The following is a 12,717-nucleotide window of genomic DNA, read 5'->3' on the forward strand; positions in this document are numbered from 1 at the left end:
ATCCTAGCAGGATCATCCAGCCGTCTTATGCCGTCGCACAACGCTGCTCGGACGGCCCGGTAGCGTCAGCGCTGTATCCGACCGTGGCCCCCGTGCGATCACCTTGCCCTTGGCAATCACGCACAACCGGTTGGCCCGCAGGCGCAATGCCTCGATCGGATCGCCCGCATCCAGCACCACCAATGATGCCTTGGCCCCCACATGCAGGCCGTAATCCTCTAACCCCATCGTGCGTGCATTGGCCCTGGTCACCATTTCAAAACATTTACACATCTCGTCAGGGCTGGTCATTTGCGCCACGTGCAAGCCCATGAATGCCACATCCAGCATGTCGCCCGTCCCCAGCGAATACCACGGATCCAGCACGCAATCCTGCCCCCAACCGACATTGATCCCCATTGCCAGCATTTCCTTGACCCGCGTCAGGCCACGGCGTTTGGGATAGGTGTCATGCCGCCCTTGCAGCACGATGTTGATCAGCGGGTTCGGTATCGCGTTAATCTGAGCCTCTGCGATCAGGGGCAGCAGCTTGGACACATAATAATTGTCCATCGAATGCATCGAGGTCAGATGCGATCCGGCCACGCGCCCCTGCAACCCCAAACGTGTGGTCTGGTAGGCCAGCGTTTCAATGTGCCGCGACATCGGGTCATCGGTCTCGTCGCAATGCATGTCCACCATCAGGCCGCGTGCCTCGGCGATCTCGCACAGATCGCGCACCGATGCGGCCCCGTCGGCCATGGTGCGTTCAAAATGCGGGATGCCGCCCACCACGTCTACGCCCATTTCAAGCGCGCGTATCGTGTTTTCGCGGGCGGTCGGATCGCGATAGAACCCGTCTTGCGGAAAGGCGACCAGTTGCAGATCGATGTAATCCTTGACCTGCTCACGCACCTGCAACAGGGCCTCGACACCCAAAAGACGGTCATCGCAAACGTCAACATGACTGCGGATCGCCAGCAGACCCATGGACGCCGCCCAATCGCAATAGGTCAGCGCGCGGGCAACGACCTCGTCCTGCGTCATGACCTGCTTGAGCTCACCCCACAGCCCGATCCCCTCAAGCAGAGTGCCGGACGCATTGATGCGCGGGATGCCATAGCTGAGGGTCGCATCCATATGAAAATGCGGATCGACAAAGTGCGGGCTAACCAGATCGCCGGTCGCGTCAATCACTTCGCCCGCCTGCGCATCACCTAGCTGGTCCATCGCGGTGATTGTGCCGCCCGCAATACCAATATCCGTCACACGTCCATCGGGCAGCGTGCCGCCCTTTACGATCAGATCAAACATCAGCGTTCTCCTTTGTTGAACGGCACCATCAGGGCCGCAGGCACTTGGGCACGGCGTGACACCAGCACCAAGGCGACGATGGACAAGATATAAGGTGCCATCAGGAAGATTTGATAGGGGATATCTGCCCCAAAACCGGTTTGCTGCACTCGAATTTGCAATGCGTCAAAGGCAGCGAACAACACCGCGCCCAGCAACGCCTTGCCGGGCATCCATGATCCGAACACCACAAGCGCGATACAAATCCAGCCGCGCCCGTTCACCATCTCAAAGAAAAAGCTGTCAAAGGCGGACATGGTCAGAAACGCGCCGCCCATCGCCATGAACCCGCTGCCCACGATCACGGCCCCCATGCGGATTGCCGTCACCGACAGCCCCTGCGCGGCCACGGCTGCGGGGCTTTCGCCCGCTGCGCGCACAGCCAAGCCAACTGGCGTGCGGTACAGCATCACGCTGGTCGCCGCGACCAAAGCGAATGCCAGATAGGTGAACGGCGTTTGCGAAAACAACGCTTGGCCCAGCAATGGGATGTCTGACAGGAGCGGGATTTCATAAGGCTGGAATGCGTCAATCTTGGGCGGGCTGTTCACCTGCGGCAACGCAAGCCGGTAGGCGTAGTAGGTCGAGGACGTGGCCAGCAACGTCACGCCCAGCCCCACCACATGCTGCGACAACCCAAACGGCACGGTCAGCACGCTGTGCAACAGGCCAAAGCCCATGCCGACCACCATCGCCACGGCCACGCCGACCCATAGGCCTGTCCCCGAATACACCGCCATCCAACCGGCAAAGGCCCCTGCGACCATGATCCCCTCAATACCAAGGTTCAGCACGCCAGCGCGTTCGCAGATCAATTCGCCCATGGTAGCCAAAATCAGCGGCGTTGCGATGCGGATGGCGGCGGCCCAGAAACTGGCCGAGATCAGGATATCAAGAATTTCCATCAGTCACGTACCACTCTGAACCTGGTCAACATGATCGCCAGCACCATCAGCAGCAGCGCCGTGGCCAGCATCATATCCGCCAGATAGGTGGGCACACCCGCAGCGCGGCTCATGCTGTCGGCCCCCACGAAAATCCCCGCGACGAACAGCGCGGATACGATGACACCCAGCGGGTTCAGCAGCGCCAGCATCGCCACGATGATGCCCGTGTACCCAAACCCCGGCGACAGATCGAGCGTCAGGCTCCCCTTGAGGCCCGCCACTTCGGAAAACCCTGCCAAAGCTGCCAAGCCGCCCGACAGCAACGCCGTTTTCACCAGCACCGCATTCACCGGAATGCCCGCAAACGCAGCCGCATCACGGTTCAAACCCACGGCGCGCATCTCGTATCCCAAGGTACTGCGCGTCTGAATTACCCACACCGCACAGGCGCAAAGTAACGCAAGCGCGAACCCCCAATGCAGCCGCAAGCCATCGAAAATCCGCGGCAGACGCGCCTCGCTGATCAGACGTGCGGATTTGGGCCAGCCCATGCCCATCGGGTCTTTGAGCGGGCCTTCAAGCAGCATTGAGATGAACAGCAAAAAGATAAAGTTGAACAATAAGGTCGTCACGACCTCGTCCACGCCGAAACGGGTTTTAAGGATCGCTGGCACCAGCAGCACAACCGCTCCGGCCAGCACCGCGCCAATCGCCAGCGCCGGGATCAGGGCAAAGCTGGGCCACGGCAGCGCCCCCGTCCCCAAGACCACCGTGATCAACGCCCCCGCATAAAGCTGCGCCTCGGCCCCGATGTTCCAGAACTTGGCCTTGAACGCGACCGCAATGGCCAAACCCGTAAAGATCAGCGGCGTTGCCCGGTTCAACGTCTCTAACAACGCGAACTGAGATCCGAACGCGCCTTTCAGGATGAGCCCCAGCACGGAAAACGGGTTTGCCCCTGCTAACATTGCCAGCAGCGACGCGATCACGACCGTTGCAATGATTGCGATTGCTGGTGGCGCAATGCTGCGCGCCAAAGACGGGTCCGCGATAGGTTCAAGACGCATGGGCCACCTGCGCATCAAACCCTTGGCCCGCCATCCAAATGCCCAGTTCTGCCGGGGTCATGGTGCCGCGTGCAAAGCCGGGCGAAAGACGCCCTCCCGCGATGACGTGAATAACATCAGACAAGTCCATAACTTCATCCAAATCTTCGGATATCAATAACACAGCAGCCCCGCGATCCCGCGCCGCCAACAGCTGACTGTGCACATAGTTCACCGCACCAATATCAAGGCCGCGCACGGGTTGATTGGCCAACACAATCTGCGGATCAGCCTCAAGCACGCGGCCAAGGATCAGTTTTTGCATATTTCCACCCGATAACAACCTGATACGCGTGTCTGGACCGGGGCAGCGCACGTCATATTTTTCAATGATATCAGTCACGAACTGCTTGGCGTTCTTCCATGATATCCATCCGCCCTTGCTAAAGGGTGCGGTCGAATAGCCCTCAAGAATTGCGTTCTCGGTCAGGTCAAAATCCGCGATGGTGCCGGTCTTGTGACGGTCTTCGGGAATGCGGGCGATACCGTTTTGAACCGCAGCCCGCGGTGACCACTGCGTCAGCGTCTTACCATTCAGTACCAGCGCGCCTTGGGACGGCATCCGCATCCCGCCAACCACATCGGCCAACGCCGCTTGTCCGTTGCCGGACACACCCGCCAACCCGACAATCTGCCCCGCTTTAAGCTCAAGCGAGACCGATTTCAGACCCGGGCTGTTACCGATGTCGGGCGTGGTAACATCTTGCAATGAAAGCAATGTCTTACCCGGATTAGCTAGGGTGATATCGGGGGACTTGGCCGCCGTGCCCATCATCAAAGCCGATAGCGCGTTTTTGTCAGTATCAGCGGTAAGGGTCTCGGCGACCAGCTTGCCATGGCGCAGCACCGCGACACGGTTAGATATCGCCATAACCTCATGTAACTTATGGGAAATAAAGATGATCGACAAACCATTCTTGATCCCCAAACTCAGGGTGCCAAACAGATCATCTGCCTCTTGCGGGGTTAGAACAGCGGTGGGTTCATCCAAGATCAGGATTTTCACATCACGGTATAACGCCTTGAGGATCTCAACCCGCTGACGCTCCCCAACTGCCAGGCTGCCAACCCGTGCCGATGGATCAACCTTCAGATTAAATTCATCTGACAGTATTTTGATTTTATTATATATTTCTTTCTTACTCAGGCGAACATCTGTCATCGGTTGTGCGCCAAGCGCAATGTTTTCAAGAACCGTCAGATTGTCCGCCAAGGTAAAATGCTGATGCACCATGCCCACGCCTGCGTCCAATGCTGCGCGTGAATTGCCCGGCGGCAGGGTTTGCCCGAACACTTGAACAGACCCGCTGTCGGCCGTGTAGCCGCCAAACAGGATATTCATCAGGGTCGTTTTACCCGCCCCATTTTCACCTAGCAGCGCCACGACCTCACCCCGATGCAAAGACAAACTGATCGCGTCATTCGCGACCAGTTTGCCAAAGCGTTTGGTGATGGCGTCAAGGCGCAGAACGATTTCTGCGTTTGACGTCATGGGGTTACGACGACGACGGTTCTGTATCGTTGACATCAACCACGAAATCACCCGACATTATTTCAGCTTGGCGCTTGTTCACCAGATCAAGCGCTGCTTGCGGTACTTTGCCCTCGAACGTGCCCAATGGGGCCAACACGGTGCCGCCTTCCTTCATAAAGGAATAGACGCCATAATCGGCCGCCTTGAACGTGCCTGACTGCACTTCGGCAATCGCCTTGTCCAAGGTCGGCTCAAAGTTCCAGATCGCCGAGGCAACGACGGTTTCAGGGTATTCGGATTGCGTGTCGATCACGTTGCCGATCGCCAGCACGCCTTTTTCCTTTGCTGCGTCCGACACACCAAAGCGCTCGGCGTAGAGCATGTCAGTGCCATTCTCGATCATCGCGAAGGCGGTCTCTTTGGCTTTGGGCGGATCAAACCAGGAGCCAATAAAGCTGACCTGGAATTTGATGTCCGGGTTCATCTCCGTCGCACCGGCCATAAAGGCATGCATCAGGCGGTTGACCTCGGGGATTGGAAAGCCACCAACCATGCCGATATTACCGCTTTTAGACATGGAACCTGCAATAATACCAGATAGATACGATGCGTCTTGAATGTAGTTGTCGAAGACTGCGAAATTGGGCAGCGCCGCGTCTTCCTTAAAGCTTGATCCCATCAGGAATGCGATTTCCGGGTAATCGGCGGCAACCTCGCGGGCCTCTTGCTCTGCGCCGAAAACCTCGCCGATGATCAGCGTATTGCCCGCCTCGGCGTATTCACGCAGGACACGGGCATAGTCGGTGTTACTGACATTTTCCGAATAGACATATTCGATATCGCCACGGGTTTGGGCCGTCATCGCGGCCTTATGAATGCGGCTGACCCATTGCTGTTCAACGGGCACCGTATAGATGCCAGCGACCCTGATCGGCTCGGCTGCAAAGGCAGGCACGCCAAGTGTTCCCGCCAGCACAGCAGCCGCAGCGGTTGTCGCCAAAAAGCCGCGCCGACCGACCCGAGAATTCAGTTTTGCCATCGTAATAGACCCCCATTTGGTGTTTGATTGTTCAAAGCCTGCTTTGTAAGCAATGAACCAGTCAAGCTATATTCTACCAAATGGTCAAAACATGGAGCGGCCCTACACGCTAGGGTTTAAGCATCAAGGTGCCGCCGCTTAAAAAACGAGCAGCCGCTGATCAGCAGTAGAGCGTGGGCCCTCTGTCTCCCCCATAACGGGCCGTTCAAATAAGGTGTTATGCGTCGATATAGCGTTGCATGGCGGCGGTTGCACCGCCGGCCCAGATCGCCCTTAGCCAACGGTCGAAAGCCTTGGCAAAGACTGCGTTTTGACCCAGATCACCATATAGCCGCGTCTGATCAAGCCAGGCTTGCGGGTTGGTTTTCGCCGCCTGTGCTGCGGTTTGCAGATCATTCCAATAGGGATCGTTGGGCGCAATTTCTGTCCCGTCTTCGCGCGTCCCCTCGCACATCCGCGCCCAAAGCGCCTCGACCAGGGCAAGCCCGTCGACCTCCGCCCCCGCCGCAAGAGCGTCGCGGATGATGGGCAGCACAAACCCGGGATGACGCGAAGTGCCGTCAAAGGCGACGCGGCGCACGGTGTCGCGAATTTCAGGGTTGCTGAACCGCGTGTCGATCAAATTGATATAGGCCTCCGCGCTCATCCCCGGCACCGCATCAACATGCGGGGCGCTTTCGGTCAGGCTGACCTTGCGCAGAAAGGCGCGAATGGTCGGATGCGCCATACATTCCGAGATGGTTTCAATGTTCAGAATTTCACCGGGGTTTGCGATAATCTGATGGCCCGCGTTCAACAAACGCAGCTTCATCGCCTCGAAAGCATGCACATCATCGGTAAAGGTCGCACCGGCAAGATCCCAATCGGGGCGACCGGCGCAAAACTTGTCTTCGATCACCCATTGGCGGAAATTTTCGTGGGTAACGGGGGCCATGTCGACCACACCAAATTCACGGGCAAGGGTCAGCTCCGCAGGCCCCGTGGCAGGCACGATGCAATCGACCATAGCATTGGGAAAGGTGCAGTTGGTATCGATCCAATCCGCCAGATCAGGGTCAGACAGTTTCGCCAACCCCACCACGGTCCGGCGCAGGATCGCGCCATTGCCTTGCAGGTTGTCGCAAGACTGGCAGGTAAACGGGCCATGGCCCGCATCCCGGCGCCGTTTCAACGCGGCAATCATCGCGCCAAAGGCGGTTTTGGGTGTCGCGGGATGCGCCCCGTCATGCACGATATCGGGATGATCCGCATCGAACCCGCCTGCCCCGTTTTGGTAATAACCGCCTTCGGTCACGGTCAACGCAACGATACGGATCGCAGGATCAGCCATCTGCGCAATCAACGCCGCGTTATCATCCTCGACCGGAACGAAATCGATCATCGATCCGGTGATTTCTGCCGATTTGCCGTTTGGGTCTAGCTTGATCAGGGTCGACAGGTAATCTTGGGCCTTCAGACGTTCGCGCTGTGCCGCATCGGCGGCACGCACTCCGGCCCCGACGATGGCCCAATCATGGGCCAGCCCCATGTCCATCAGACGGTGCAGATACCACGCCTGATGGCCGCGGTGAAAGTTGCCAAGGCCAATATGAACGATGCCCGGGGACAGGTCAGCACGCGCATAAGACGGTACACGAATATCTGCGGGAAGGTCTTTAATAGTATCTAGAGTCAACGGCTTAGCCATTAAATTCTCCGGTAAAGGGGGCGGATGCCGGATGCGCTTAGCTCATCCACTGGCCACCGTCGACGTTATAGGTCTGGGACACGATGTAATCGGCGTCGGACGACGCAAGAAAGACCGCCATACCCGCCAAATCTGCAGGCACAGCAAAGCGGCCCGCTGGCACCCCTGCTGCGACTTCGGCCTTTTTCTGACCGGGTTTCTTGTTTTCCAGCTTGGCAAACATCGCATCGACATGATCCCAATGCGCGCCGTCCACCACGCCGGGGGCGATGGCATTAACGTTGATGCCGTGGCGGATCAGGTCCAGCCCTGCCGATTGCGTCATCGAGATTACGGCAGCCTTGGTCGAACAATAGACCAGCACCAGCGGTTCGCCCCTGCGCCCCGCTTGGGAAGCCATGTTAATGATCTTGCCGCCATGACCCTGTTTGATCATCTGCGCGGCAGCGGACTGCATGGTAAAAAGCGTGCCCGCCACATTCACTGCATAAAGCTTGTCAAAACTTTCGCGGGTGATGTTCACCGTCTCAGCCGCGTCGAAAAGTGCTGCGTTATTGACCAGAATATCCAGCTTGCCCGCCTGCGAAACTACGGATGCCACCGCCGCATCAATGCTGACCTGATCGCTGACGTCGATCTGCACGGCATAGGCGGCATCGCCCAGTTCAGCCGAAGCCGCCTGTGCCGCCTCAAGATTGATATCAGCGATAGCCACCTGCGCGCCCTCAGCGACAAAAGCCGCTGCAAAGCCACGGCCAATGCCGCGCGCAGCCCCTGTGATCAGGGCCGATTTCCCCGACAGACGTGTCATTCGATGCGCAAACCCCGGGCGTCAAACCGGTGCATCTGATCCTCCATCGGCGTCAGATAGATGGTGTCGCCGTGGCGCGCTTCGATATCGCCGGTGATGCGGACGGTCATCATGTCCATCAGGCCGGTGTCGTGCACGTGGATAAAGGTGTCAGAGCCAAGGTGCTCAGCCACGCCAACACGGCCCTTCCATGCGCCTTCGGTTTTGGAAACGATCAGGTGTTCGGGGCGGATACCGATGGTGGTGGCATCATGCTTGGCGGCTTCTGGCCCTTCGATCAGGTTCATCTTGGGCGACCCGATAAAACCCGCAACAAATTTATTGCGCGGGCTGTGGTATAGCTCAAGCGGCGACCCAACCTGTTCGATCACACCGGCCTGCAGCACGACGATCTTATCGGCCATTGTCATGGCTTCGACCTGATCGTGGGTCACATAGATCATTGTTGTTTCAAGCTTTTTATGAAGCTCCATAATCTCGAGCCGCATGCCGACGCGCAAGGCGGCATCAAGGTTCGACAGCGGTTCGTCGAACAAAAACGCCGCTGGTTCGCGGACAATCGCACGGCCAATGGCCACACGCTGACGCTGCCCGCCCGACAGTTGGCCCGGCTTGCGGTCCAGGTAATCGGTCAGGTTCAACGCCGCCGCAGCCGCGTCGATCTTGGCCTTTTGCGTGGCCTCATCCACTCCCGCCATACGCATCGGAAAAGCGATGTTTTTGCGCACCGACATATGCGGATAAAGCGCGTAAGACTGAAACACCATCGCAAGGCCGCGCTTGGCCGGGGGCAAGGTGGTCGCGTCTTGGTCATTAATGCTGATATGGCCCGATGTCGTGTCTTCCAGACCTGCAATCAGACGCAGCAAGGTGGATTTACCGCAGCCGGACGGGCCGACGAAAACCACGAATTCACCTTCGTTGATATCAAGATCAAGCGGCGGGATGACTTGCACATCGCCAAAGCTTTTGGTGACTTGGTTCAAGGATATCTTGCCCATTATGAAAGTTCTCCCGTTAGGTGGGGCCCTGCACAGACCCCAAGTTGGTCGCAGACCGACGTGGATTTGAAGGGATGGCGTGGCATCATCACTTGACCGCACCAAAGGTAAGACCGCGCACAAGCTGCTTTTGGCTGAACCAGCCCATGATCAAAATGGGCGCGATGGCCATCATCGAGGCGGCTGAAAGCTTGGCATAGAACAACCCCTCGGGTGCCGAGAAGCTGGCGATAAAGGCAGTCAAAGGGGCCGCATTCACCGTGGTCAGCAGAATGGTCCAGAACGCCTCGTTCCAGGCCAGAATGATGTTCAGCAGCACAGTGGATGCAATGCCCGGCAAGGCCATTGGCGTCAGCACATAGATGATCTCGGACCGCAGGCCCGCCCCGTCCATACGGGCGGCCTCTAGAATCTCGCCCGGGATTTCGCGGAAATAGGTATACAGCATCCAGACAATGATCGGCAGGTTGATCAGCATCAGCACGACGATCAGCAAAATTCGGCTGTCCATCACACCCAGCCATTTTGCCAGCAACACCAGCGGATACAGAACACCAACGGCAGGCAGCATTTTGGTCGACAACATCCACAGCAGGATATCCTTGGTTTTGCGACCGGGCACAAAGGCCATCGCCCAAGCGGCAGGCACAGCGATCAGGATGCCCAGCAAGGTCGACCCGACCGCGATGATGATCGAATTCATCAACGCTTTGGGATAGTTAGACCGCTCCTGAACAGCGGCATAGTTTTCAAGCGTCCAGTCAAAGAACAGCCAGACCGGCGGGTCCGAAATTGCCGCAGCTTCGGTTTTGAACGATGTCAGAAACGTCCAGAGGATCGGAAAGAACATCAGCAGACCAAATGCCCACGCAAGCGCAGTCCACATGACCTTTTTCTGGGGGGTGATGGCGCGGGCCATAGGGCTCTCCTTTTCCTCAGTTATCGAGGTTCTTGCCAACAATCCGCATCAGGAAGATTGCGATGATGTTGGCCAGAATGACAGCGACGATACCACCAGCGGACCCAAGCCCAATGTTCTGGCTTTCCAGCACCCGCTGATAGACCAGATAGGTCAATGTGCGGGTCCCGAAGGCACCATTCGTGGTGACGAAAATTTCAGCAAAAATCGACAGCAAAAAGATCGTTTGGATCAAGATCACAACGGTGATCGCGCGGCTCAGATGTGGCAGAATGATAAACCTAAACCGCGCCAGTGCCGGGGCACCGTCCATCTCGGCGGCCTCAAGCTGTTCACTGTCGAGCGATTGCACAGCCGTCAGCAAAATCAGGGTCGCAAAGGGCAGCCATTGCCAGGCAACGATAATGATAATCGAAAACAGTGGTGCCTGGCTGAGAAAGTCATAGGGTTGCAGGCCAAAGAACTTGTATGCGTATGAAAAAAGACCGTTATCGACGTTAAAGAACATGTTCTTCCACACCAGCGCCGACACCGTTGGCATAACAAAGAACGGCGCGATCACCAGAATGCGCACGATACCCTGCCCGAACATCGGTTTGTCCAACAGCAGCGCCATCATAACGCCACCGGTGATTGTGATCAGCAAGATGCTGCCCACCATCCACAGCGTCGTCACCAGCGATTTGATAAAGGAGCTGGAGCTGAAAAACCGTGCGTAGTTATCAAACCCGATCCACGCCTCGAACACGCCGCGCATCGGCCGATAGTCGGCAAAAGAGAAATAGAGCGTCATGCACAGCGGGATCAGCATCCACACCAACAAGACAAAAACAGCGGGCGCGATCATGAAACGGGCTGCGGATTTTGAATGTGCTGTCGCCATAACAAAGCTCCTGACGGTTAAGTTTGAAGAACGATTGTGGGTGGCACTTACGAAAGGTCACATGGACCTCACGAAAAAGCCAGCCTTCAGTCAATTGCTGCTTTAGTGGTATTTACGATGGTCGGGCGGCGCGCCGAACGCGCCGCCCTTTGGATTTTGCGGCAGCTTAGTAGCCTGCTGCTTCCATTTCTTCTGTGGTCAATTCTTGCGCGTTTGCCAGGGCTTGCTCGGCTGTTTGGTTGCCCGCAAGAGCATCCGAAAACTGCTGACCCACTTGGTTGGCGATGCCTGCAAATTCGGGGATCGCAACAAACTGGACGCCTGTGTATGGCACGGGTTTAACAGTCGGGTTCGTCGGGTCCGCCGCCAAAATGCTCTCAAGCGTCATTTTAGCGAAAGGTGCCGCGGCAAGGTAATCGGCGTTTTCATACAAGGATGTACGTGTGCCCGGAGGCACGTTTGCCCACCCTTCGTTACCCGCAACCAGTTCGGCATAGGCCGGGCCAGTTGCCCAGGAAATGAAGGTCTTGGCGGCGTCTTGCTTTTCCGAGGAGGACGGGATTGCCAAGGACCATGCCCAGAGCCAGTTGCCGCGCTTACCCAGACCGTTGTCAGGTGCCAGTGCGAAACCAACTTTGTCCGCAACAGTTGAATCTGCGCCGGTTACGAACGATGCCGCAACAGTCGCGTCGATCCACATGCCGCATTTGCCTTGTTGGAACAGCGTCAGGTTTTCGTTGAACCCGTTGTTTGCTGCACCCGCCGGGCCGGATTCATTCATCATGTCCAGATAAAAGCTCAGCGTGTCGGCCCATTCCGGGCTGTCAAACTGCGCATTCCAGTCTTCGTCGAACCAGCGCGCGCCAAAGGAGTTGGACATCGCGGTCAGGAAGGCACCATTCTCGCCCCAGCCCGCTTTGCCGCGTGCGCAGATGCCGTTGATGTCGTTAGCACGGTCCGTCATGGCTGCGGCGGCTTCGCGGATGAATGTCCATGTTGGCGCGTCGGGCATTTCAAGGCCGGCTTTTTCCATCAGGTCCGTGCGATACATGACCATCGAGGATTCACCATAAAACGGCGATGCATAAAGCTCTCCGTCGACGGTCAGACCGCCAGCGATGGCAGGCAACAGGTCATCTTTGTTGTAATCGTCGGCCATGCCTTCGTTCAACGACACCAGCCAACCGTTGTTGGCCCAGATTGGCACTTCGTAGGTGCCGATGGTCATCACATCATACGCACCACCACCGGTAGAAATGTCTGTCGTCAAATTTTGACGCAGCACGTTCTCTTCCAGCGTAACCCACTCGACGTTGATGCCGGGGTGCTTGGCGTTGAAGTCTTCGGTCAGACCCTGCATGCGGATCATATCACCGTTGTTTACGGTTGCGATTGTAATGGTTGTGCCATGCGCATCCGCGGCTGCGATGCTGGCAGACAGGCCAAAGCCGACCGCAGAGGTCAGCAAAATTTGCTTCAGTTTCATGGTTGTCCTCCCAAAGACGTTTTTACACGTGTTAAGAATAGGGAGCAAATTAGCGTTCCGTCAACTCAATATTTCAACCAGGGACGCCGCAA

General features: G+C 57.2%; 11 protein-coding genes. All 11 read right to left on the reverse strand.

Annotated elements, in window-relative coordinates; genetic code table 11:
• Positions 1-12 precede the first annotated feature (12 nt).
• The 11 genes from BM347_RS04845 to BM347_RS04895 all read right to left on the reverse strand — a co-directional run bounded on the left by BM347_RS04845 (position 13) and on the right by BM347_RS04895 (position 12,625).
• Positions 13-1,293, reverse strand: a complete 1,281-nt coding sequence (locus BM347_RS04845; RefSeq protein WP_093915227.1) for an amidohydrolase family protein — start codon at positions 1,291-1,293, stop codon at positions 13-15.
• Positions 1,293-2,237 carry an ABC transporter permease gene (locus BM347_RS04850; RefSeq protein ID WP_093915228.1) on the reverse strand — a complete coding sequence of 315 codons (945 nt, stop codon included), beginning with the start codon at positions 2,235-2,237 and terminating at the stop codon, positions 1,293-1,295. Before BM347_RS04850 ends, BM347_RS04845 begins: the two co-directional genes overlap by 1 nt.
• The gene (locus BM347_RS04855; protein ID WP_093915229.1) at positions 2,237-3,286 is read right to left on the reverse strand and encodes an ABC transporter permease; all 1,050 of its coding nucleotides are present in this window, start codon (positions 3,284-3,286) and stop codon (positions 2,237-2,239) included. The genes BM347_RS04850 and BM347_RS04855 overlap by 1 nt, the downstream gene beginning before the upstream one ends.
• A complete protein-coding gene (locus BM347_RS04860; protein ID WP_425442441.1) occupies positions 3,276-4,853 on the reverse strand; it encodes an ABC transporter ATP-binding protein in 1,578 nt (525 codons plus the stop codon). The genes BM347_RS04855 and BM347_RS04860 overlap by 11 nt, the downstream gene beginning before the upstream one ends.
• Complete coding sequence (locus BM347_RS04865; protein WP_093915231.1) at positions 4,822-5,838, reverse strand: BMP family protein; 1,017 nt, start codon at positions 5,836-5,838, stop codon at positions 4,822-4,824. The genes BM347_RS04860 and BM347_RS04865 overlap by 32 nt, the downstream gene beginning before the upstream one ends.
• Before the next feature lie 217 nt (positions 5,839-6,055).
• Positions 6,056-7,525, reverse strand: a complete 1,470-nt coding sequence (locus BM347_RS04870) for a mannitol dehydrogenase family protein (RefSeq protein WP_093915232.1) — start codon at positions 7,523-7,525, stop codon at positions 6,056-6,058.
• Between the two features lie 37 nt (positions 7,526-7,562).
• Positions 7,563-8,336, reverse strand: coding sequence for an L-iditol 2-dehydrogenase (locus tag BM347_RS04875; RefSeq protein ID WP_093915233.1), 774 nt, complete (start codon positions 8,334-8,336; stop codon positions 7,563-7,565).
• The gene (locus BM347_RS04880) at positions 8,333-9,337 is read right to left on the reverse strand and encodes an ABC transporter ATP-binding protein (protein WP_093915234.1); all 1,005 of its coding nucleotides are present in this window, start codon (positions 9,335-9,337) and stop codon (positions 8,333-8,335) included. The genes BM347_RS04875 and BM347_RS04880 overlap by 4 nt, the downstream gene beginning before the upstream one ends.
• An 88-nt stretch (positions 9,338-9,425) precedes the next feature.
• Positions 9,426-10,256 carry a carbohydrate ABC transporter permease gene (locus BM347_RS04885; protein WP_093915235.1) on the reverse strand — a complete coding sequence of 277 codons (831 nt, stop codon included), beginning with the start codon at positions 10,254-10,256 and terminating at the stop codon, positions 9,426-9,428.
• 16 nt (positions 10,257-10,272) lie between these two features.
• The gene (locus BM347_RS04890; RefSeq protein WP_093915236.1) at positions 10,273-11,139 is read right to left on the reverse strand and encodes a carbohydrate ABC transporter permease; all 867 of its coding nucleotides are present in this window, start codon (positions 11,137-11,139) and stop codon (positions 10,273-10,275) included.
• A gap of 166 nt (positions 11,140-11,305) precedes the next feature.
• On the reverse strand, positions 11,306-12,625 hold the full coding sequence (locus BM347_RS04895) for an ABC transporter substrate-binding protein (protein ID WP_093915237.1): 1,320 nt from the start codon (positions 12,623-12,625) through the stop codon (positions 11,306-11,308).
• Positions 12,626-12,717: the final 92 nt, after the last annotated feature.

Origin of the sequence: Sulfitobacter marinus (assembly GCF_900116285.1) — a bacterium.
GTDB lineage: Bacteria > Pseudomonadota > Alphaproteobacteria > Rhodobacterales > Rhodobacteraceae > Sulfitobacter > Sulfitobacter marinus.